Source organism: Cytophaga sp., assembly GCF_051961495.1.
Taxonomy (GTDB): domain Bacteria; phylum Bacteroidota; class Bacteroidia; order Cytophagales; family Cytophagaceae; genus Cytophaga.
Map to the genome: position 1 here is coordinate 1 of NZ_JBQCDF010000033.1, position 25,185 is coordinate 25,185.

General features: G+C 40.8%; 17 protein-coding genes. 10 read left to right on the forward strand and 7 right to left on the reverse strand.

What is annotated here, in order from left to right; genetic code table 11:
- Window positions 1-193: tRNA-guanine transglycosylase (locus ACTHJT_RS01720; protein WP_440235909.1), on the reverse strand; the 193-nt coding region annotated here is incomplete at its 3' end.
- Between the two features lie 137 nt (window positions 194-330).
- Here ACTHJT_RS01720 and ACTHJT_RS01725 point away from each other — a divergent pair.
- The 5 genes from ACTHJT_RS01725 (at window position 331) to pbpC (ending at window position 10,503) form a co-directional block, all read left to right on the forward strand.
- Window positions 331-1,428: a glycosyltransferase gene (locus ACTHJT_RS01725; protein ID WP_440235911.1), complete on the forward strand. Its 1,098-nt coding sequence runs from the start codon at window positions 331-333 to the stop codon at window positions 1,426-1,428.
- Window positions 1,419-2,045 (forward strand): RNA polymerase sigma factor, encoded by a 627-nt coding sequence (locus ACTHJT_RS01730; RefSeq protein WP_440235913.1) that lies wholly within the window; start codon window positions 1,419-1,421, stop codon window positions 2,043-2,045. Before ACTHJT_RS01725 ends, ACTHJT_RS01730 begins: the two co-directional genes overlap by 10 nt.
- 21 nt (window positions 2,046-2,066) lie before the next feature.
- The gene (rsmG, locus tag ACTHJT_RS01735) at window positions 2,067-2,690 is read left to right on the forward strand and encodes a 16S rRNA (guanine(527)-N(7))-methyltransferase RsmG (protein WP_440235915.1); all 624 of its coding nucleotides are present in this window, start codon (window positions 2,067-2,069) and stop codon (window positions 2,688-2,690) included.
- A 62-nt stretch (window positions 2,691-2,752) separates the two neighbouring features.
- Window positions 2,753-8,173, forward strand: a complete 5,421-nt coding sequence (locus ACTHJT_RS01740) for an alpha-2-macroglobulin family protein (RefSeq protein WP_440235916.1) — start codon at window positions 2,753-2,755, stop codon at window positions 8,171-8,173.
- A gap of 5 nt (window positions 8,174-8,178) precedes the next feature.
- Entirely contained in the window at window positions 8,179-10,503 is a 2,325-nt protein-coding gene (gene pbpC, locus ACTHJT_RS01745) for a penicillin-binding protein 1C (RefSeq protein ID WP_440235917.1), read from the forward strand.
- 138 nt (window positions 10,504-10,641) lie between these two features.
- Here the strand turns inward: pbpC and ACTHJT_RS01750 are convergent, their stop codons facing one another.
- From ACTHJT_RS01750 to ACTHJT_RS01775, 6 genes are all read right to left on the reverse strand, one after another.
- Window positions 10,642-11,235: a hypothetical protein gene (locus tag ACTHJT_RS01750; RefSeq protein ID WP_440235918.1), complete on the reverse strand. Its 594-nt coding sequence runs from the start codon at window positions 11,233-11,235 to the stop codon at window positions 10,642-10,644.
- A 44-nt stretch (window positions 11,236-11,279) separates the two neighbouring features.
- Complete coding sequence (locus tag ACTHJT_RS01755) at window positions 11,280-13,184, reverse strand: M48 family metallopeptidase (RefSeq protein WP_440235919.1); 1,905 nt, start codon at window positions 13,182-13,184, stop codon at window positions 11,280-11,282.
- A 259-nt stretch (window positions 13,185-13,443) separates the two neighbouring features.
- A complete protein-coding gene (locus ACTHJT_RS01760; RefSeq protein WP_440235920.1) occupies window positions 13,444-14,013 on the reverse strand; it encodes a hypothetical protein in 570 nt (189 codons plus the stop codon).
- A 28-nt stretch (window positions 14,014-14,041) separates the two neighbouring features.
- Window positions 14,042-15,136, reverse strand: a complete 1,095-nt coding sequence (locus ACTHJT_RS01765) for an efflux RND transporter periplasmic adaptor subunit (protein WP_440235922.1) — start codon at window positions 15,134-15,136, stop codon at window positions 14,042-14,044.
- Window positions 15,137-15,140: 4 nt separating this feature from the next.
- Window positions 15,141-16,391, reverse strand: a complete 1,251-nt coding sequence (locus tag ACTHJT_RS01770; protein WP_440235924.1) for an ABC transporter permease — start codon at window positions 16,389-16,391, stop codon at window positions 15,141-15,143.
- Window positions 16,392-16,545: 154 nt separating this feature from the next.
- The gene (locus ACTHJT_RS01775) at window positions 16,546-17,205 is read right to left on the reverse strand and encodes an ABC transporter ATP-binding protein (protein ID WP_440235926.1); all 660 of its coding nucleotides are present in this window, start codon (window positions 17,203-17,205) and stop codon (window positions 16,546-16,548) included.
- 145 nt (window positions 17,206-17,350) lie between these two features.
- On the opposite strand from ACTHJT_RS01775, the gene ACTHJT_RS01780 reads away from it, so the two are divergent.
- From ACTHJT_RS01780 to ACTHJT_RS01800, 5 genes are all read left to right on the forward strand, one after another.
- A complete protein-coding gene (locus ACTHJT_RS01780) occupies window positions 17,351-18,766 on the forward strand; it encodes a TolC family protein (protein ID WP_440235928.1) in 1,416 nt (471 codons plus the stop codon).
- 41 nt (window positions 18,767-18,807) lie between these two features.
- Window positions 18,808-19,878, forward strand: coding sequence for a CHU_1165 family disulfide oxidoreductase (locus ACTHJT_RS01785; RefSeq protein ID WP_440235930.1), 1,071 nt, complete (start codon window positions 18,808-18,810; stop codon window positions 19,876-19,878).
- Window positions 19,879-19,880: 2 nt separating this feature from the next.
- Window positions 19,881-20,657, forward strand: coding sequence for an N-acetylmuramoyl-L-alanine amidase family protein (locus ACTHJT_RS01790; RefSeq protein WP_440235931.1), 777 nt, complete (start codon window positions 19,881-19,883; stop codon window positions 20,655-20,657).
- Window positions 20,658-20,767: 110 nt separating this feature from the next.
- A complete protein-coding gene (locus ACTHJT_RS01795; protein WP_440235933.1) occupies window positions 20,768-21,307 on the forward strand; it encodes a YfiT family bacillithiol transferase in 540 nt (179 codons plus the stop codon).
- 226 nt (window positions 21,308-21,533) lie between these two features.
- Entirely contained in the window at window positions 21,534-25,085 is a 3,552-nt protein-coding gene (locus tag ACTHJT_RS01800) for a pectate lyase family protein (protein ID WP_440235935.1), read from the forward strand.
- Window positions 25,086-25,185: the final 100 nt, after the last annotated feature.

Sequence of the window (25,185 nt, forward strand, 5' to 3'; positions counted from 1 at the left end):
ATAAATGATACGTATTCCCCAGGATGACAGGTGCATTCGCCTCCTGTTCCAGCTCGCGCTGGTGCATTGCTTTCACAGTACCTGCCGTACCTACAGGCATAAAAATAGGTGTTTCGAAGGTTCCGTGGTCCGTTGTGATTACTCCCGCCCGGGCACTGGTTCCTTTGTCGGTATGCTCAACTTTATAAAACATAGTATTACTTTAAGTATGCTAAATTACTTTTATTTATCAAGGAGATAAAGCCGTTCGCTGAATAATCGCAAATAAAAATTACCCACGGAATAAGATTCCGCGAATCTGTTTTTTTGATTATTATTGAAGAAAAAAGCTTGAACTCAAACACTTTTATACTGCTTACCTGCTACCTCTCCGGCACCGCATCCATTATCTGGCTGCTTATTCAATTGTCTGCAGTTTTGTTCAGAAAAAAACCCGATGTAGATACTCATAAAGAAGGGGTTAGTGTTGTAATAGCCGCTCATAATGAAATTGAAAATTTAAAACGGTTCCTCCCTTCCATTTTAAATCAATCCTATCCTGCATTTGAAGTGATCATAGCTTGCGACCGCTGCAACGACGGCTCACAGAATTTCCTGCAATCCCTCTCCAACCCTGCCCTGAAATACATCGACATACAGGATATTGCAGCCGGCATGAATCCCAAAAAAGCTGCGCTTGATACAGCGATCAGACAAGCTGTGCATCCCTGGATTTTACTAACCGATGCGGATTGTTATCCCCTTTCCGACCAATGGATTTCTTCCATGATGGAAACTAAAGGAAGGAAAGAGATTTGCCTGGGAATTTCCCTTTATGCTGAAAAGAAGACCTTGTTAAACCGGCTTATACGTTTTGAAACGCTATTTACAGCGCTGAATTATATCAGCTGGGCCATTTTAAGGAAACCTTATATGGCTGTTGGCAGGAATCTGCTCTATAAAAAGGAATTATTTATCAACAATGGCGGCTTTGGAAAACATGCCGGACATTTAGGGGGTGATGATGATTTATTGATCCAGAAAATTGCTTCCGGCTCAAATTCAACTGTGAATATTTCAAAGTTTGGAATTACGTTAAGCCAGCCAGCAGAAGGTTTCAGCGCCTGGTGGAAACAAAAACACCGTCATTTACATGCCGGCAAACAATATCCAATGGCAGTACTTCTTGGGCTGTCCATTTACCCATTTTTAAGTAGTATTTACTATATAAGCCTGATATATTCCCTTTTTTCTTTCGATTTTAAGCAGATAATGCTATTTTATATTTTGAGAACATGTATATTTATAAGTATTTTTGTGTGTATTGGGCAGAAATTGAACGCTAGGCTACCGATTCTGTTTCTTACAATTGCTGAAATATTGTATTTGAATTATCTACTATTCGCAGGTTTTTATAATCTGGTTGTACCTATAAAAAAATGGAAGTAATAAATGACCTTCCCGAAGGAAGAGAGTTTTCAGAAAAGGCAAAAAAAGACTTTTTATTAGTAGAAAAAGCTAAGGCGACCGGCGATGAGAAAGCGTATGCAGAACTGATGTCTCGCTATAAGAAACCTGTGTATCACATGATCCTGAAAATGATCCGGAATGTGGATGATGCAGAAGACCTTACTATTGAGGCATTCGCCAAAGCCTTTAAGAATTTACATAAATTCAACCCTGACTTTACTTTCAGTACCTGGTTGTTCCGTATCGCGACAAACAACTGTATCGATTTTATCCGCCGTAAAAAATTAGTAACAACCAGCATCTCGTCATCTTTCAAAGATGATAACGGCGAGCATACTGAAATGGAAATTAAGGATAACAACTTAACTCCTTTTGAAGAAGCGATCAAAAGCCAGAAGATTGAAATCATTCAGGCAATTGTGAGCAAGCTTCCACCTAAATATCAAACGCTTGTACGCCTTCGTTATTTCGAAGAGTATTCCTATGAAGAAATCGCTGTTGCTATCGAGGCTCCTCTTGGTACTGTTAAAGCACAGCTGCACCGCGCCCGTGAATTGCTGTTAGATCTGGTTAAAAACCGTAAAGATTCTATCTGATACCTTTCTACTGATCAGGTTTTGCAAATCATTGAAAAATACTTTAAGCATCTTACCCCTGAACAAACTAAAAAGTTCAGCGCGTTAAAAGATCTGTATGCTGAATGGAACGAAAAAATAAATGTCGTTTCGCGCAAGGATATTGATCAGTTATACGAACGCCATGTACTGCATTCACTGGGTATTGCCAAGGTTATGGCTTTCAAACCGGGCACCAGAATTCTGGATGTAGGCACCGGCGGTGGTTTCCCGGGCGTTCCCCTTGCCATTCTTTTTCCGGAATGCCATTTCCATCTGATTGACTCCATCGGCAAAAAAATCAAAGTGGTTGAAGGCGTATGTGCCGGCGCAGGCATCGCCAATGTTACTGCTACCCATGGCCGTGCAGAAGATGTAAAGGACAAATATCATTTCGTTGTTAGCCGCGCCGTGACACGCTTCAAACCATTCTGGGGCTGGATCCGCACTAAATTTGACGACGATCAGTTCAATGATTTGAATAACGGCATCCTGTATTTAAAAGGCGGAGATCTTACCGAAGAGATTCAGGAACTGAACCGTCCGGCTTACGAATACGACCTGAACATGTTTTTCGAAGAAGAATTTTTCGAAACAAAAAAAGTAGTCCACGTTCCCGCTTTCTGATTCTTTTTACTGATAAAATTGTGTAGTTTTCAGTCGTTCACTTTTTAACACGACCGAACTCTATGCATTCTATTTTAAAGACCTTTATCGCATGTCTTTTATTGACTGGTATTTTTTCATGCAGCAAAAAAGACCTCATTGAAATTAAAGAAACCAATACCCAGGGAGAAATCAATCTTCAGCAGAATGTTGTCATACAATTTACAGAAGACATTGTTGGCGACAGTGCACTCGACGCATGGTCATCAAAGCCTTTGGTAAAATTCAGCCCTGAAGTAAAAGGGATGTTTAAATGGACAGCCCCAAATGAACTTACCTTCTCTCCTACTGTAGGCTTTGCACCCAGCACAGCTTACAAAGCTGAACTAACAGAAGACATAGTCAAAGAAGCGGTTTCTAAAAAGAAATTAGGCGATGAAATTACTTTTGAATTCCATACTCCTTATCTGAATTTGATTCAGATAGATAATTACTGGGCAAAAAAAGAAAGTAATAAAGCCGTGAACGAGGTGCGAATGACCTTGACATTTAATTACAAGATCAATCCCGCGCAGCTGAAAGATTTATTACAGATCAGTATCGAAAGCAAGGCGCTGCCTGTTGATGTATATACCACTACGGTAAGCAACACCATTGATATCGGCGTATCAGAAGGAGCAACTTCCTACGATGACAAAAAAGCATTGGTTTCCATCAAGCCCGGATTGAAATGCGCAGAGAGTAACTATGTTACTCCTGAATCCATCGCATACGAGACATTCATAACGTCAAAAGGCACCTTCCAGATTATTGGCGCAACACCTGAATACAATGAACAAAATGGTTATATCAATGTAAACACGAACCAGGAAGTAGCAACAGAGAACATTGAATCGCTTATTACGATTGAACCTGAGATACCGTTCACCATTGAAAAACAAAATGCCGGCTTTTATATCAAAGCCGCATTCGGCACAAACGAATCGTACGAGTTAACAATCAAAAAAGAGCTGCAGGGGATTTTCGGCGGAACATTAAAAAGTGATTATACAGAAACTGTTTTATTCGGCACACCTAAGCCTGCCATCAGCTTCATCTCTCAAAAAGGCGTTTACCTTAGCAGCAAAGGAAATAAGAACATAGCTATCCGTATCATCAACGTTCCTAAAGTTGAGGTAACGATTTACAAGATTTATGCGAACAACGTGCTTTCATTTTTCAGAAGCAACGGCATCGGCAATTATGAATATTACGATGACGAGGAAGAATACTACTACAACGATTACGGGCATTCCTATTATGGGCTGGAAGAAATCGGTGATGTGATCTATACCAAAGAAATTGAAACCAAAAATTTAAAAAAGGTTAATGGCACACCATTACTAAACCTGAGTTTCAGCGACATCAATCAATTCAAAGGAATCTACATCGTAAAAGTAAATTCTACCGAAGATCGCTGGTTAGGTGATTCTAAATTTGTTTCCATATCAGATGTAGGCTTGATTGCCAAGCAAGGTAAAAATGATTTGTTCATCATGGCCAACTCCATCCTGACTAATGAAGCGCTGGCAGATGTAGAGCTGAATCTGATCAGCCACAACAACCAAACCGTATATACCGGCAAGACAGACAATAATGGTGTGCTTCACATTACAGACCTGAAAAGCAAGATCAAGAACTTTACGGTTAAAATGATCACGGCCACCAATGGCAATGACTTTAATTACCTGCACTTCAATCAGGGGTATGTTGAAAATACCGAATATGAAACCGGCGGTGCCAAGGAAAACGAAACCGGTTATGAAGCGTTCATTTATGGAGACCGCGAAATCTATCGTCCGGGAGAAACCGTTTACCTCAATACCATCGTACGCGATGTAAACTGGCTGGCATTAAAAGCAGTTCCTGTAAAATTGAAAGTAGTACTGCCAAACGGGAAAGATTTCCAGAACATCCGTGGAACATTAAATGAGCAGGGCGCTTTTGAGACTTCGTTTAAGTTACCGGAAACAACCGTTACAGGAACGTACTCCGTTGAATTATATACATCCACCAATGTTTTATTGAATTCAATCAACATCAGTGTGGAAGAATTCATGCCAGACAGAATCAAAGTAAATGCTACGGTTAATAAAAGTGAACTGGCATTGACAGATAAACTTACTACTTCCCTACAGGCTCTGAATCTATTCGGTCCACCGGCGGCAAACAGAAACTATGAAGTAGAATTATCCCTGACCCGTAAGTACTTCACTGCTCCTAAATTCCCGGGATTTGATTTTGGTATCAACGCGTCTTCATACAATGAATTCAAGAATGAATTGCGTGAAGGCAAAACTGATAGCGAAGGAAAAGGAACGCAGGACTTCACATTCTCATCCAGCTATGAGAATTGTGGTGTGCTGCAGGGTAAAATATTCACAACGGTATTTGATGAATCGGGTCGCCCGGTACATCAGGTTAATCAGCTGGAAGTTTATACGCAGGAAATATTCTACGGTATTAAATATACCGATAGCTATGTGAGCACCAATCAGCCGTTCAATATTCCGTTGATTGCTGTAAACAGAAAAGGCGATGCCGTAGTAGCCCCTGCACGCGTTGAAGTAATCAAATACGAATGGCAGACAGTCATGCAGAAAGTCTATGATGATGACTACCGTTACGTATCGCAACGTAAGATCCGTGTAATGGATAACAAGTCGTTAACGATCAGCAAGCCCGGACAAACATACAGCTTCATACCAACACAATCGGGCGAATATGAAATCCGTTTGTATGCACCAGATGCACAATCCTATGTAAGTAATTACTTCTATGCATATGGGTGGAACAACACTTCATCCACATCTTTTGAAGTAAACACGGAAGGAAAAGTAACGATAGAAACAGACAAGAAAGAATACAACGTTGGCGACGAGGCTAAATTATTATTCAAAACGCCGTTTGAAGGTAAATTGATCCTTACGATCGAACGTAATAAAGTGTATGAATATAAAGTGCTTGAAACCAACAACCGTTCTGCTGCATATACGATTCCATTGAAAGATGAATACCTGCCAAACATCTATGTATCGGCAACACTGATCAAGCCGAATACAGACCAGAAGGTCCCGCTGACGGTCGCACACGGTTTCCAGAATCTTACTGTCAATAAAAACGAAAACAGATTACCGATTCAGATCACTGCTGTTGAGAAAAGCAGGTCCAGAACAAAACAGAAGATCTGTATTAAAACCAAAGCAGAGTCAGATATACAGGTGACAATTGCTGTAATCGACGAAGGCATTCTGCAGTTAAAAAATACCAAAACACCGGATCCTTATGGCTTCTTCTACCGCAAGCGTGCGCTGGAAGTAAACTCATATGATGTATATGCACGTCTGCTCGCGGAGCTAAATACAAACTCAAGCAGAATTGGTGGTGACGGCTACAACTTAAGCAAACGTGCAAATCCGCTGACTAACAAACGTGTTAAACTTGTTACATTCTGGAGCGGCATCCTGAAAACAAATTCAAATGGTGAGGTATGTTATGAAATTGACATTCCGCAATTCTCAGGCGATTTGCGAATCATGGCGGTCGCCTATAAAGACAACCATTTCGGCTCCGGGCAGAAGAGCATGAAAGTTGCTGACCCGATTGTAACATCTACTGCCTTGCCACGGTTCTTAAGTCCGGGTGATTCACTAAATATGCCTGTTACCTTAAGTAATACAACCCCTAAACCAATCCGTGCAGATGTAACCATCAGTACAACCGGCGCAGTTAAAGTGTTTGGCAACAACACACAGCAGATTGACATACCAGCCAACTCTGAAAAACAAGTCAGCTTTAAAATGGTTGCCGATCAGAAAGTTGGCACTGCCCAGATCGTAACATCGATCAAGGCTATCAACGAAGTGTTTAAGGAAGAAATCGACATTACTGTAAGACCGATTACATCCTTAATTAAGCTATCGGGTTCAGGTTCTGTTAATGGTGGCAGTACAGCCAACTTTACCATGACGAATGATTTTGTTCCGTCGAGCGTCGCGACTAAAATTGTTGTGAGCCGTTCGCCGATGGTCAGCTTTACGAAAAATCTGAGTTATTTGATCGGCTATCCGCATGGTTGTATTGAACAGACGACCTCAAGAGCTTTCCCGCAGCTATACATACGTGATCTGATGAAAGAGCTTAAACAAGCAAGCTACACAACCGAATCCCCTGAAAAAATGGTACAGGAAGGTATCAACCGTATCTACACCATGCAGACCTATAACGGCAGCTTCGGTTACTGGCCGGGTAATTACGAAGGTAACTGGTGGGGTACTGCGTATGCAACACACTTTCTGATTGAAGCGAAAAAAGCAGGTTATGAAGTGCAGGCAAATGTAATTGACAAAGCAATCAGTTACCTGAAAAATAAAGTAAAAGAAAAAGGTCAGTACACATACTATTACTATGATTACAACAACACCTATAAAAACCGTGTAATCGCAGCGAAAGAGATCTTCTATTCCTTGTATGTGATGAGCCTGTACAACCAACAGGATTTATCTGTAATGAACTTCTACAAAACAAATACAAGCATGCTGGCAACAGACAGCCGTTACCTGTTAGCCGCAACCTATCTTCGTATCGGTGACCAGGCTTCTTACAGAACCCTGATTCCAGCATCTTTTGACAATGAAAAATCGATCAACAGTTTCGACGGCAGCTACTACAGCTATGTGCGTGACATGGCAATCATACTGGATGTAATGGTTGAGAATGATCCGAACAATGCACAGATTGGCATGTTAACAAAACACCTGAGTGAACAGCTGAAAAATAAGTACTACCTGAATACGCAGGAAACCTCATTTGCATTGATTGCACTGGGTAAGATCGCCCGTAAAAATGCTAATAGCACAGTTGTAGCAGATATTAAAAGTGGCAGTGCTAATATCGGAACTTATAATTCAGGTGTATTGGTAATAAATAAAAATCAATCCAATAATACCATTTCCATTGTTACCAAAGGTACAGGAACGCTTTATTATTCATGGGAAGCTGAAGGTATCAGCATGAATGGTACCGTGAAGGAAGAAGATAATTTCCTGGCGGTCCGCAGACAGTTCTTCGACCGCAATGGTTCACCAATCAATAGCAATAACTTTAAACAGAATGATCTGATTGTTGTACGTCTTGCTGTTCAATCGAAAGATAAGAGCAACGTTGAAAACGTTGTGTTGACAGACATGCTGCCGGCAGGATTCGAAATTGAAAATCCACGATTGAATGATTATTCAGAAGTAAGCTGGATCAAAAACAATTCAACACCTGAATACTTTGATATCCGCGATGACCGGATCAACATGTTTGTAACTGCAACCAATGATGTCAGATACTATTATTATATGGTACGTGCTGTAAGTACGGGTAAATTCAAACTTGGGCCTGTAAGCGCTGATGCCATGTACAATGGCGAATATCATTCATACAATGGTTCCGGCACCATCACTGTTACGGCTAAATAAGCTGCATGCATCCTGTATTCAAGAAAATAATTCCTTCTAAAAAAACAACAATCAGACTTGCGTCTTTCACTGCAGGTCTGATTGTTTTGTTTTTTATCCTGGATCTGATTTTTAAACTCCCTCCTCTTCCACAGTATTCAACTGTTGTCACTGCTGATAAGGGAGAAATTATTCACGCTTTTTTAAGTAAAGATGAAAAATGGCGTTTCAAAATCAGTACAAAAGAAATGCATCCGGATCTTAAAAAGGCTTTCATCAACAAGGAAGATAAATACTTTTATTATCATCCGGGTATTAATGTCTTTGCGATTACCCGTGCAGCGTTCAATAATATACTTAAAAATAAAAAAACCTCCGGGGCATCCACGATCACCATGCAAGTGGTTCGTTTATTAGAGCCACGCGATCGAACTTACCTGAATAAATTTGTAGAAATCTTCCGGGCACTGCAGCTGGAACTGCATTACAGCAAAGAAGAAATCCTTGAACTGTACATCAACTTCGTTCCCTATGGATCTAACATTGAAGGAGTAAAGGCCGCTTCCCTGCTTTATTTTCAGAAATCACCCGAACAGTTAAGCTTAGCGCAGATCGTTTCGCTAACCATCATTCCCAACAGGCCCGTATCTTTAAATCCGCAACGATATCCGCAGGTACTGATGGCCGAGCGTAACAAGTGGCTTGAACGTTTCGCCGAAGGAGAACTGTTCGATGCCGCACGTATACAGGATGCATTAAAAGAAAATGTTTATGCCGTACGCAAACCACTGCCTAAAAAAGCGCAGCACTTAAGTGTACGTCTGCATAGAAAATATCCACGGCTCACCGAGATCAATACGAATATAAAACTCACCACCCAGGAACGTGCACAGATCATACTGGAGAACTACATGGCCCGCATTAAACAGATGGGAATCCATAACAGTGCGGTGATTATTTTTAACAATGAAACAAAAAAAACAGAAGCTTATATCGGCTCTCCGAATTTTGACGACAGAGAGTTTGACGGACAGGTAGATGGTGTTAATGCTATCCGTTCACCAGGCAGTACACTGAAACCATTCATCTACGGCATGGCCTTTGATAAAGGTTTGCTTACTCCTAAAATGGTAATTGAAGATATTCCAACCAACTTCGACGGATATATACCGACGAATTTCGATGAGCATTTCAATGGATTGGTCTCGGTTGAAAAATCCCTGGCTTATTCATTAAACATTCCTGCAGTAAAAACCATTGAACAACTTACTCCAGCTTTGGTTACCAAAGCCCTTGTCAAAAGCGGTTTCAAACAGATCAAACGTGACGAAGCACACCTGGGACTTTCCTTATCCCTCGGTGGCTGCGGCGTAACACTTGAAGAGCTTGCGCATCTCTACACGATCTTTGCTCAAAACGGAACATTATATAATTATCCTATCCTGCAACAGGATTCTTCTTCCTTTTCTACACCGGTACTATCAGAAGCTTCTTCCTATATGATCTCTGAGATCCTGACACAGATTACACGTCCGGATCTGCCCAATAACATGCAAAGCAGTTTTCATATCCCGCACATTGCCTGGAAAACCGGTACTTCCTACGGACGGAAAGATGCCTGGTGCGTTGGTTATAATAAAAAATATACCATTGGTGTATGGCTCGGCAACTTCGATGCAACCGGTGTACATGAATTGACTGGCACAGACATCGCTACACCACTGCTGTTTGAATTATTCAATACGCTTGATTACAATTCCCTGCAGCATTGGTTCTTCAAACCAAAATCACTGCAGCTGCGTACTGTTTGTACCTACAGCGGATTACCCATGGGCGAACATTGCGCAGAAAGCATGATCGATCAATACATCCCGAAAGTATCACCGAATCAGCAATGCCAGCATATGAAGGAATATACTGTATCGGCCAATCTTGCTTACAGTTACTGCACCTCCTGCATACCTGATGGCGGCTACATCACCAGAACCTATCCGAATATTTCTGCCGCGCTGGCGGATTTTTATGATTCACAGCATATCCCTTATGAAAAGCCGCCTGTACATAATCCCATGTGCGTACGGATCATGCAGGATCAGGGTCCGAAGATTGTAATGCCTACCAACAATAAAGAGTATTTAATTGAACGCGCTGTACCTACTGAGATTCAGTTGAAGTGCATTGTTCCCAATGATGTGTTAAAAGTATACTGGTATCTCAACGGCAAATTCTATAAGGAAGCAACACCGAAAGAAGAAGTTTTTTTCCTGCCGGAGGAAGGCATTACAAAAATATCCTGCAGCGACGACAGAGGCAGGAACAGCAGCGTAAGTATTACAACTGATTTTTATTGAGTGAAGCTTAAGGCTTAACGCGAAAAGCTTAAAGCCTTGATCTATTACACATAGATACCTTATTCCTTCTGATATGTCATTTCTTTTAGGAATAAACAAGAGCAGGTGAAGAAACTACTGCAAGAAATTATAGAATACTTATTTATCTGCAACCATCTTATTGATTTGAGGCTGAAGAATCCAGACACCAATTAGAAAAAACCAGGCAAGAAAAAACTCCCCTACGAAATCTGTAAATGTAACCTCATGTTGTAACTCAACTGTTTTAATTGTCTTGGCAACAAAGTACATTGTATGCAAGATACAGAATATTGAAAACAAATGCATTGGAACAATAATTCCGATTATCGAAAATATAAAACCGATATCTGGAACTCCTTTAATGAAGCCATTCATAGCTATTTGTATAAAAACCATAATACAAGCAATGTAAACCAGCGGTATAAAAAAGAAAACTTTAAACCTAGTTAGTTTTAAGCGAATATGCTGAGGTATTTTATGTTGCAGACCGGTAGTAACAGACCAGAACCAACCAAAAATAACGCCTGCATAAAGTGTCGCAATCAAAAAGAAATACCCAAAGTACTTATACATAAAGAATGGTTCATGCGCTCTTGCCATAATTACATTCACAATCATCATATACATCATCACCATCTGAAATACAAAAGGAATCACGAACATCAGAATAAACAACTGCCAGTGTTTTGCTTTTAAAAATACGTTTACCATAGTTATATAAATTTTAATTTTTTCAATATGGTTATATGCTGAAATTACCTGGCCAGATCAGCCATATAATCCAACAAAGCTTTTTTATGTTTAAAAATCAGCTGCGCCAATACAAACTGATACCCCTGAAGACTTTTATAAAATACATCAACTGCTTTCTCGTTATATGCGGTACGATTAAAGTACTGCCAATCCTGTGAAAGGTATTGTGTAAATACTTCTTTTATTTCGTCATTTAATATATTTTCAAACAATGGATTTCCAAGTATATCTTCCACCTCCTTTTTAAAAAATCTTTCCTGGCGGTAGATCAATTTAAGATTTGCTTCAATTACATCAAATGAAAGTGATTGAGACATGAAAGCAGCCTCTTTGGCAAGATCCATATATACAGGATTTTTCCGCTCAAATGCAGTCAATGCATCAAGAACCCTCCTGTAAAGTTCTTTAAATTCATGCGCTTTATTTTGCTCAACAGCCAGATGATGAAAAAAGGAATAAATCTCATGATCATGCGCATCAGTTTTCTGCTTTAATTCTTTGGCTTCGGCTTCCAATTGTTCGATTAATGCACCGGCTCTTCTGTAATAATATTTAGTACCATCATATTGAATCCATTGAATTTTTAATTCCTGACTGGAAATCTGCTTCAATGCTGTGATATCATTTTCCAGCACATTTACACGACAGGCTAAGCTTACTGCCTGCTGGTCAAACAGCTTTTCAATGTATTTCGGTGACCAATCCTCCAACACAGGTAATTTAGCTTCATCTATTAAACCAGGATTAATAAAATCGTAGTAACCATTATATGAGGCATCATACGAATTGGAATTAATTTCATTCGTATACCCCTTAATAAAGTCTTCGATTGTAATGTCTACCGGCCTGCTTGAATACGGAGGTAATAAAAAAAGCTTACGGGTAAATTCCCGTTCAAAATCAACGATGTTTGAAAAAATAGTTGAAGCCTGGTTTGAATTTGAATTTCCCGCAGGTAAATTCAGCAATTGCAGATGAGCGACGCGGTCTTCTGTGCTTGGATGCGAATTCCAATCTTCAACTAAACTTAATTTAGACTTATTGAATCTATTCAGATATTCATATGATATCTGCGGCAGTCCGTTTTCAACAGGAATATGCTGCTGCGCAGCTGTAAAATTCATAACAAATTTCTGTTGCGGATATATATTTTCAGTACTTACTTTCTGTTCAATTTTTGTAAAATAATAATTCACCGCATTTGCATAACAAAAATCAGCCAGAGAGATTCTCATAAGAGCTCTGGACAAAGCGTCAGATCCGGCTACTTTTGCAGCAATAGCATCCGCATCAAACTCCATCTCCCTTGACAGTTTTAAATAATTAAGATTAACTATTTCATATAGCTTCTTTAGGATAAATTTTATTCCTTCAATAATTGTTACTGCCGTTTTGATAAAGATATGTATATACGAGCTAAAACTCATCCATTGCTGCACAAACCGGCCATACGATTCTCTATCGCTCAACATATTAAAAATTATATGATTCACGTTTGATACATATACACCCACTTTCATGCTTTGCTGCGAAAAGTGTCCAAATTCATGTGCCAGGATTGCTTTAAATTCCTCGACAGAAATAGTATTCACCAATCCAATCCCAACGATCAGATTTTTCCTGATCGGTAAAAACATACTCCAGAAGCCTGAATCATAAAAAACAGCGGCATTTACATCTCCCGACAAATAAACATGTTTAGGAAAATCTGTTTTGACTTCTTTTACAATCTCCTCAATTAACTTAAATAATTCCGGTTGCTGCTCTTTTTTAAGTTCAATTAAATGAGACCGATCTGTATTGTTTTTTGAAAAAACGAATTCGAACAAAAAAATGACGACCATAAAACTCATCGCCATGAGACCGATTCCAACAAATAGTGTAATAAGGCCCGGATGGAAGATCATAATATTAAGGGCGATATAGAAACATATCCCAACCAGCAAAAAAACTAAGGCTATTAAAAATAAGTAAGAGAAAACAAAAAATATAATTGATAGTATAGCAAGAATTGCATTCTTTTTATAAGATGTCGTACGCTCAATAGATTGCTTCATTTAACTTTGATTATAACTGAATAAGTGATTACGTATATATTTGGTAATTGTTCCGGAATTATCCTACTCGGTTATTTTCGTGTACACAAACTAAACATCAATCTGCCATTTAATAATGCTCACCTTCCAGTATGATTTCAGATACAACCAAATCTAAAAAATCATCTTTGTTAATCTGATTATATTCTTCTTCGGTATAAAATTTATCGGCACGAAACGTAATGGTACTATACAATAGGGAAAGCTTTTTTGCACGATCCAACGGATGGCCTATACTCCACTGACCAGCCCCATATTGTTTAATCACATCCCGGAAAGTACTTTTACCTATTATGATATTCTTTTCTGTACTGCCTTTAAACGGCCAGGCAAAGAGTATTTTATAAATCGGGACATTTCTGATATCTTCTCCTAAAACAATAAAACTGACTCCTTGCTTAGGATACGTAATTTTATTGATCGGAATCGATTCTCCTTCTGTAGTACCGACTGTTACTTTAGTCGTCCAGGTGTCTACTTCATAGTCAAAGCCGTAAACAGCTTCTATATCTTTTAAGGTAGATGAATCAATCTTCAAACCATTGTATGCAGAGGCGTCAGAATTAATCACCGGATTCTTTAAAGTGAATCCGATAGATATAATCAAAGCACACAAACCGATCAGAAGTTTAGTTTTCATTGGATTGCAATTGTTGATTCTTTACCGATTACATCTTCGGTTTCTCTACCACAACCTTGATCTTATCCGTTGGCTTCAGACCCGACAATACTTCTACCTTGATTCCATCCGACAAGCCGGTTTTCACAAGCTGTTTTTTAAACTCCTGTGGTTTGGTTTCTACTTCTGCAAAAACAGAGTCTCCTTTAAATTGCAGCAATGATTCTTTAATCACCAGCACCGAATCGCGGCGCTGCAACACCAGGTCAGCATTGGCACTGTAACCCGAACGGATATATTCCTTTTTATCAATATGTACAGCAGCTTTAATTTCAAATTTAATCGCGCCGTCTTCGGTAATACCTTTGGGAGAAATAAATTCCAGCTTCGCCGGAAAAGTCTTGTTATCTATGGCACCAATGTGCAGGTCGATATCCATGCCTTTGTATATTTTCCCCACTTCAGACTCATCTACCTTGCCGAGGAAAATCATGTCATTCATGTTGGCAATAAAAGCAATAGTTGTGCCTTCGTTGAATGTATTTCCTTCAATCACAAAGCCGCCTTCTTCAACAGGCACGTCAAGCACCATACCGCTAACCGTCGCGCGTACCAGGTTCGTAGCATTTCCTGCCTGCTTGGTTGCACCTTCTTTTACAATGTCATAATTATTCACCGCAGCGCGCAGCGTTTCTTTCGCCTGGTTATAATCCAGCTGATAACGATTAAACTCTGCCTGCGGAATGAGCTGTTCCTCATACAGTTTTTTGTATCGGTTGTATTCGGTCTCTGCCTGCTCCAGCTGCAGTTGTGCCTTTGTTACATTGGTTTCCGCATTATTCAGATTCACCATGTTCGGTACTATGCGGATGCGTGCAATCAGTTCGCCTTTCTCAACATACTTTCCGGCTTCGACATACAGTTGGTCAACAATACCGGATACCTGTGACTTGATCGCAACTTCCTTACGCGGTACAATCGCCCCGGCGGAAACAGACTTCTGTACCACATCGCTATAGAACAAGCTATCCGTTTGAAAGATCACTGGTTTCTTTTGTGAGTTCTGATATAAAAACCAGAATGTCCAGACAAAAAGAAAAGCCATTCCGGCAATAAGTGTATAGGTAATAATTTTCTTGATCATATGTTTATTCTGCCCGCAGGGCTTCAATAGGATTTATATTAGCAGCTTTGATTGCAGGTATCAAACCTGCCAGCGCTCCGGAAAATACAAGGATAATGGTTGCTGTAATGGCAACATCAAAATCGATATCCGGGTTTGTGAAATAGGAATTCTTTGTATCGGCTGTTGCCAGCATGCTTTTAAACCATTCAACAAGTAACACACCAGCAAGCAAACCAAAGTAACCTGCGAGTGAAGTAATGAAAACAGATTCCTGAATGATTAATGAAATGATCGACATGGGTGTTGCTCCCAATGCTTTGCGGATTCCGATTTCTTTCGTACGCTCTTTCACAATGATCAACATGATGTTGCTTACACCAACAATCCCTGCGATGATACTCATGATCCCAACGCCCCAGATAAAAATATTAATGCCAAAAAACAGTCCGTTGATCTTTTGTGTTTCCTTTCCCGAGTTCCAGCCTCCCACTGCATTTTTATCTTTGGGTGACACCAAATGTTTGGTAGCCAGGTACTGTTTTACCTTATCTTCCACTTCTATAGGATCATAGCCATCTCTGGGCGTTACACCAAATACACTGATGCGATCCTGCAGGTTGAATGTTGTCTGCAGCGTAGACAAGGGAATAAATATTTTCTCTGAATCATCGCGGCCGCTGCCGCCCATGTTTTCTACTTCGAAGCAACCGATCACCTGAAAGTAAACACCCTTCATCTGAATGTATTTACCCACCGATGGTTCCTGTCCGAACAGCAGCTCACGGACACGCGTACCAATCACGGCAACCTTACGTTTTTCATCCACATCATGCTGGTTAATAAACCGGCCTTCGGAATATTTCATCGGCCGCACATTATCCAGATCCGGCACATTGCCATCTACCTTAAAATTTCCGGTAACATTTTTATAATTGATCGTGTAATCTCCGGTCAGCGTTGTGCCTGCTGCGAGATACAAAATCTCCGGCATCTGCTTTTTCAGGTACTCATAATCTTCATTCTTAAAACTCACGTACCTGCCAGGCTTCATGCCTTTGTATGGAATGGTTGTTTTACCGCCCCAGATCCACATAGTATTTTTAGCCATGCTACTGAAATTCTGGTTCACACCATTCTCCAGTCCTTTGCCGGCAGCCAGCAACAACACCAGCATGAAGATCCCCCAGAAAACACCGAATGCAGTAAGCAAGGTCCGCAACGGGTGCTTCCTGATGGTATTAAATATTTCCTGCCATTTATCTAAATCAAACATATGTTATGTTTTATGGGCATATTGAATATACCCGTAAAATTTGATTTTATCGTAGAAGCGTGTTGCATACGCCCTGTTTCCGATACGTCGGATGTTTTCAATACGGGCGTATGCAATACACCCCTACATTTTGTGCATTGGGCGTAATATGCCCCTACATCATTAATCCGTCTTTTAAACGGATGATGCGATCGGTTTTTTCGGCGATGTCGTGTTCATGCGTAACGATCACCACGGTTATCCCGGCGGCATTGATTTCTTTCAGCATTTCCATTACATCGTAAGAGGTCTGGGTATCCAATGCACCTGTCGGTTCATCGGCTAAAATCACCTTGGGCTGTGAGGCCAATGCCCTGGCAATGGCAACCCGTTGTTTTTGTCCGCCCGATAATTGATTCGGCATGTGTTCTGCCCAGTTTTTCAGCCCCACCCGATCCAGGTATTCCAGTGCGATCCTTAAACGTTCTTTGCGTCCCACGCCTTGATAATACAGGGGAAGCGCCACATTTTCAGCTGCATTTTTAAACGCCAGTAAATTAAAGGACTGAAAAACAAAACCTAAAAACTTATTCCGGTAATAAGCTGCTTTGGATTCGGAAAGATCCTTGATCAATGTACCGTTGAGCCAGTATTCGCCTTTATCATAATCGTCCAGAATACCTAAAATGTTCAGCAAAGTAGACTTTCCTGAACCAGACGAACCCATGATGGATACAAATTCCCCCTCTTTGATCGTTAAATCTATACCTTTGAGCACATGCATGGTATTGCTGCCGGTAGTGTATGATTTGTTGATATCCTTTAATACAATCATGAATCGTGTAAGAATGCTAAATGCTGCGCCAAACTAGGAGAGTTCGTTTACATTATCAATAAAAGAAAGTAATTTTATTCCAATTGTTGATATTAAGCTTCATTGATTCTAAAAACGTTACTTTACATAAAAAATACATCTTCTTATGAAGAATTTATTTACGCTGCTTTTCTTTACGCTTTCATCTGCACTTTTCGCCCAACAAACGTGGACCCTGCAACAATGCCTGGAATATGCCGAAACGCATAGTTCTCAATTACAAAAAGTTAAGAATGCTTCTCTAACCGGCGAGCAGAATGTGCTGCAGGCTAAAGGCGCATTCCTTCCTACCATCAACGGCACCGCAACACACAATTACAATTATGGCCGGAACATTGACCCTTTTACCAACGTCTATATCAACCAACAGGTGCGTTCCAATAACTTCAGCCTTAACGGCAGCCTGGTACTCTTCAATGGTTTTTTACTGCAGAATTCGCTGAAGCAAAGTAAAGATGATTTGGCTGCTGCTCAAAGCGACATAGACCAGTACAGGCTTGACATGAGCCTTTCGATTGTACAGGCATATCTGACGATATTGATGAATGAAGAGAAGGTAAACAATACAGCGCTACAGGCACAAACAACAAAGGCTGTATACGAACGCAGCAACAGACTTAAAGAGTCGGGGGTTATCACAAACAGCGCATCACTGGATGTGTATGCGCAATGGAAGACCGAAGAAGCTATGGCTATACAAGCGAAAAACGACCTCGACCTATCCTATCTGAATTTAGGTTTACTGCTTGAGTTAACGGATCCGATGGCCATTCGTATAGTACGGCCGCCAGACATAGATGTTAAACAAACAATGAACTTTAATGACCCGGCTGAAGTGATGAATAACGCCGTTGATCAGATTCCGCAATTAAAAAGTCTGGCATACAGACAACAAAGTGCGGCCCATGCTTACCATGCTACCCAGGGAAGATATTATCCCCGTTTAACATTGAACGGATCGTTAAGTACCTTATACTCAACATCAGGAAAAGTAGTTGAAGGTCAACAATATACAGGAAATCAAATTATTGGATATACCGAAACAACCAATGAAGCTGTATTATCTCCAGTCTATAAAAATATAGTGGCCAGCAAAGATTTCGCTCCTCAGATCAAAGACAATTACAATAAATTCATTGGTCTTACTTTAACCATTCCGTTATTGAACGGTCTCCAGGTACGCACCAGTGTACACCGCGCTGAAATCGCATCAACGCAGGCAGAACTGGATATGAATATTGCAAAAATAAGTCTGCAGCGCACCATCTATACAGCATTTTACCAGGCACGGGGAAGCCAGGCTAAATTAGCAGCATTAAACGAATCATTTACCGCGAGCCAGGAGTCTTATCGAAGCGCGGAAAAAAGGTTTGATAATGGCATTATTAATTCCGTTGAGTTCAGTCAGGTCAAGACAAGATATACGCAATCACAATCTGATTTACTGCAGGCAAAATATGATTTCATATTTAAAAATGCGATATTAGATATTTATTCAGGCCAACCGCTGGATATCCAATAATAAAATTCATTTAATGCTTAAAAACTTTACAGGCGTTCATTATGAAAAAAAACAACGAAACGGTCATTTGGGTATTACGATTTATAGTATCTGCTCTATTTATTTTTTCAGCCATATCAAAAATAAAAACCATAGCTGCTTTTGAACATCAGATAATCGTTCAGGAAATTACTAATATCTGTTTCGCTCCCATTCTGGCTCGCTTTGTGGTTGCTGCTGAATTTTTCCTTGGAATTGCATTCTTACAAAATCATTTCTTTAAGAAATTCATTATTCCGGCAACAATAATCATGTTGACAGGCTTTTGTATACACCTGAGCTACCAGATCTTCCTGCATGGCGACTCGGGCAACTGCGGCTGCATGGGCGACTGGATTCCGATGACTCCTTCCCAGGCATTAATCAAGAACATAGTAACCTTAGGCATTCTGATATATCTGTGGGTAAACACTGAAACAAAAAAAACAAACAAACACCGTTATCCATTAGCCATACTATTTGTATGTTTCGCTTTTGTATTCCTGGCTTACCAACCGGAATGTGCCTGTGATCCGAATGCCGCAGCACTTACACCACCGGCTCCAATTATTGAACAGATCATAAAAACCGATACCGTATATGTTGAAAAAGGCGCCAAAGGCTTAAAAGTATTAACACCGGCCAAAAAAGAAACCGGTAAAAAAGATTCTGCTGTAACAGTCGCTCCGCCTAAAGAAATTGTTCCGAGAAAAACATCCGTCTTTGCTCCTTATACCAACTTCAGTTCAGGTACAACAAATCTAGATGCAGGCAGACAGATTGTATGTCTGTTCAATGTCGATTGCGACCATTGCATGAATACCGCTAAAGAAATCTGTGAGCTGAATAAAACAACTAAGCTGCCTCCGGTACATATTATCTTCTGGGGAGAAGAATCACAGAAAGATGCATTCTTTAAATTTGCCGGCTGCAGCTATCCATACATGTTTGTGGATGCAGGAAAATTCTTCCGCCTGCTGGATAAGGCTCCTTCTCCACCACGTATAGTTGTATTGAATGAAGGAAACATCGTTGGTGATTTCAGCTCCGAAACATTTACTAAAACTGCACTTGTAGAAGCGACTAAGAAATAATTATGTTTTCTAAAATAACCGGATGCATTTTATTGATCAGTTTGTTTTTTGTATCGTTCGATATAAAAAACACAAGACAAGTATCGTTGAAACACATTGTGATTGATGCCGGCCATGGCGGCAAAGATCCAGGCTGCAATGGTAAATATTCCAAAGAAAAAGATATTACGCTGCAAATAGCTTTACAGTTGGGCGAACTGATTAAAACCAACCTGCCGGATGTTGAAGTTACTTATACAAGAACAGATGATCATTTTGTTGAACTGCATGACCGTGCTGCTATTGCAAACCGTATCAATGCAGATCTGTTCATCTCAATCCACGTAAATGCAGGTCCGGAACAGCTTGCCGGCACTGAAACGTACTGCATGGGATTACATAAAACAGAATCGAATATGCAGGTTGCCCAACGCGAAAACTCTTCCATCTTAATGGAAAGCAACAGACAAACGAATTACGATGGCTTTGATCCAAACAAACCGGAATCGTATATCATGTTTTCGCTTTACCAAAGCGCCAACCTGGCAAACAGTATGATCCTTGCTGAAAATATTGAACAGGAATTTAAAACATATAATCAGCGCTACAGCCGTGGCGTGAAGCAAGCAGGCTTCTTAGTGCTCTGGAAAACAACCATGCCTTCGGTCCTTGTCGAAACAGGATTTTTAACACACAAAGACGAAGAGACGTATTTGAATTCTGAAAAAGGTAAAATTCAAACAGCATATGGTATATACAGTGCCATTGAAGATTACAAACAATTGATCGAAGCCGAGTGATAGTTTAAAGTGTAACGTGTATAGTTTAAGCATTAGCACTGTAAACTAAAGGGCGGTTATTGGATTCAATAAACAATTACACTTTACACTTTCAACTCTATACTTTTATTATGACTGACGCTCAACTACACGAACTGAAATTTCCGATCGGCGAATACAAAAAAACAATCAATCCTTCTAAAGAAGAACTTGCTGCTTTTATTTCAGACATACATCTGTTTCCGCAACGGCTGCGTGAAGCTGTTGAACCATTAAGCCAGGCGCAGCTGGATACAGCTTACCGTCCGGGCGGGTGGACGATCAGACAAGTCATTCATCATTGTGCGGATAGTCACATGAACAGCTTTATCCGTTTCAAGCTTGCATTAACTGAAGAAAACCCTACCATCAAACCTTATTGGGAAGATCGCTGGGCGGAATTGATTGACAGCAAAATGGCAATAGAATTCAGCCTTCACATTTTAGACGGGCTACACACCCGCTGGACAGCCTTGCTCGACTCGTTAACCGATGCAGAATTAAAAAGAACGTTCGTACATCCGGAACACTCTACACCTTTCAAACTTGATGAATATATTGGCATGTATGCCTGGCACAGCAACCACCACCTGGCACACGTTACAGAATTAAAAAAACGTCGGGGCTGGTAAAATACAAACTCCGGTATTCACATTTCAAATAATAAAAGAGCTTCATATTATATATATGAAGCTCTTTTATTTATTACCGGATAACAAATTCATTTAATCCATCTTTTTAAAAAAATATTCTAAAATCCGTTACTTCTCTATATCCGGTGGTGTATTTAAGATGAAGATTGAAAAACCTTCATCCTGGGAAAGAAACACAACTCATTTTAAACTATAGAGACCGACGATGAAAAAAGTCTATTTACTCATTTTATCACTACTGGGCATGACTGCTGCTTTTGCGCAGGATCAGTGTAAAGTAGTTGGCTGGGCCACACAAAATGGCGGCGTAACCGGAGGCGGTACAGCAACACCAACCGTAGTAAGCACTTACACTGCTTTAAAAAGCGCTCTTACTACAGCTTCTGTAAAAGTGGTACACATTTCAGGAACCATTACCTTCCCTGCCAATGGCCGTATTACCATTCAGGATACGGATGGAAAAACCATTATCGGTTTAGCAGGATCCAGAATGATTTCTGTAGACATGACTGCCAGCGGATCAGGCATACTATATATCAAGAGAAGTACGAACTTCATCATGAGAAACCTCACGTTTGAAGGGCCGGCAGCTTATGATGTAGATGGCAATGATAACTTAACGCTGGATGATTGCCAGAATTTCTGGGTAGACCATTGCGATTTTCAGGACGGCATGGATGGAAATTTTGATTTAAAAAACATGACGGATTATATATCAGTTACCTGGTGTAAATTCAGTTATAACAAACCACCAAAAGCCGGTGGTTCAGGTGGCACAAACGACCATAGATTCTCAGACCTGATCGGCAGTTCTGACGGGGCAACCCAGGATGCCGGCAAATTAAGAATCACCTTTCAATATTGCTGGTGGGCACAAGGCTGTGTAGAACGCATGCCACGTGTACGCTTCGGAAAACTGCACATTGCAAACTGTTTCTATAACAGTACTGTATCGAATACATGTATTCGCGCAGGTTATAAAGCCGATTTACTGATTGAAAGCAATGTGTTTTCAGGTGTGAAAAATCCAATAGACCTATACAACAATGATTTCACAGCCGTAACAGCAAAGAATAATATTTTCACCAATACGACCGGCGGCACTACTGGCAGCGGTACTTCATTTACTCCACCCTACTCTTTAACAATTGCCCCTGCAAGTACTGTTCAAAGCCTTGTAACAAATACAGCCTGCGGATCCGGAGCTACACTAGACAGTCCAACGCAGTGCGGTTGCGGCACTCCGGTAAACATAGCGCCTGTTACCACACTTACTGCTCCGGCTACCGGATCAACAGCCTGCTTTGGGACAGCAATTTCAATCACGGCAACAGCAACAGATGACGGTACTGTTTCAAAAGTAGATTTTTATAACGGTTCTACCCTTTTAGGTACAGACAATTCTTCGCCTTATACATTCAGCTTTACACCTACTGCAGCAAGTACTTTATCACTAAAAGCCATAGCAACTGACAACGACGGATTGACCGGAACATCTTCAGCTACCACTGTAACCGTATCTGCACTGCCAACAGCAACCATTACAAGTCCTGCTACATCATTCTGTACGGGAGGCAATGTAGTATTAACATCAAGTACAGGCTCTTCATACAAATGGTTCAACGGAACAACACAAGTAGGTACTGCTGCGACCTATACAGCAACAGCTGCCGGAACCTATACCGTTGAGGTTACAAACGCGAACGGCTGTAAAGCAACATCTGCCGCAAAAACAATCACTGTGTCATCACTTCCAACAGCAACCATCTCTGCACCAAAAACATCTATCTGTACAGGTGAATCGGCAACGCTGACTTCAAGTACAGGCACTTCTTACAAATGGTTCAATGGAACAACACAAGTTGGTACAGCATCTACGTATGCAGCAACAACTGCCGGAGCATACACGGTTGAAGTCACCAATTCAGCGGGTTGCAAAGCAACTTCTGCAGTTACCCAGATCGCAGTAAATGCTGCTCCAACAGCAGCGATCACAACTCCTGCTACATCCTTCTGCGACGGAAGTTTCACTGTATTGACAGCCAGCAACGGTTCATCCTACAAATGGCTTAATGGAACAACACAAGTTGGGACAGCTGCTACATATACAGCAACAACTGCCGGATCCTACACAGTAGAAGTAACAAATGCCGGCGGTTGTAAAGTAACTTCAGCGGCAACCGTTATTACAGTCAATACAGCACCAGCTGCAACGATAACAGCATCTTCAACTTCATTCTGCACGGGTGGCTCTGTTACCCTTACTGCAAGCGCTGGCTCTTCTTACAAATGGTTCAGAGGAACGACACAGGTAGGAACAGCTGCTACCTACACTGCAACAATTGCAGGATCCTACACAGTGGAAGTAACAAATACCGGCGGTTGTAAAGCTACCTCAGCTGCTACAGTTATTACAGAAACCCCTGCAGCAACAGCAAACATCACTACACCCTCAACCAGCATTTGTGCAGGAAACTCTGTGACCTTAACGGCAAGTGTAGGTGATTCATATAAATGGTTCAACGGAACAACGCTGGTTGGAACAGCTGCAACGTACAATGCTACAACCGCCGGCGCATATACGGTGGAAGTAACATCCGGAAGCTGTAAAGCAACATCTGCTGTTACTCAAATCGACGTTGTTACAAACCCGGGTGCAACGATTACAGCTCCGTCAACATCCATGTGCGCAGGTGGTTCTATTATATTAACAGCCAGCACAGGAACATCGTACAAATGGTTCAATGGAACAACACAAGTTGGTACAGGCTCAACTTATATTGCTACTGCAGCAGGTGCATACACGGTAGAAGTAACTGCAACAGGTGGCTGCAAAGCAACATCAACCGCTACAGTTATTTCCACTGTACCTAATCCGGTTGCAACCATTACAGCTCCTGCAACAACCATTTGTGATGGTAATACAGTAACATTAACAGCAAGCACAGGTGATTCATATAAATGGTTCAACGGCTCAACGCAGGTTGGAACAGCTGCAACGTACAATGTTACAACCGCCGGATCTTATACGGTAGAAATTACAAATGCAGGAAATTGCAAAGCAACATCCGCAGCTGTATCAATCTCCGTAAACAGTGCGCCGGAAGCAATCATAAGCGGTCCGGACTTTATATGCGCAGGCAGCTCCATAACGCTTACTTCAAACACAGCTTCTTCTTATAAATGGTTCAATGGTACTACACAGGTTGGAACAGACTTTAATTATACGACATCCGTACCAGGCACCTATACCCTTGAAGTAACAAATGCAGCCGGATGTAAAGCAACGTCTGCTGTAAAAACAATCGCTGTTAACCAGATTGCAACATGGTATGAAGATACAGACGGCGATGGTTACGGAGATCCGAATTCAAGTGTTACGGCTTGCTGGCAACCAAACAATTACATCTCTGTTGCCGGAGATGCTTGTCCGAAAGATGCAAACAAAATAACCCCCGGCATCTGCGGGTGTGGTATAGCGGAAGACGCCTGTGCGCCAACGACAACAGTAAACGGAACGAGCACTAATATCACCGTTACTCCGCAGCCATTTGATGAGGGCACAACAATAGAGCTGATCAACTATGGTATCATCAGATCTGTACTCGTCATCAGCACTTCAGGTACCGTTGTCGAATCGATAAACCATATCGATACAGAAAAAATCATGCTTGGCGAAAGTCTGTCATCAGGATTATATACAGTAGTCATTCAATCTGACAAAGGCGTTTACACAACGAAGATTGTAAAAAAATAGATTTTTATAATTATGAGTTATGAATTATGAATTATGAATAAAAAAATCCAACAAGGGAAGGTAATTCATAATTCATAATTCATAATTCATAATTCATAAT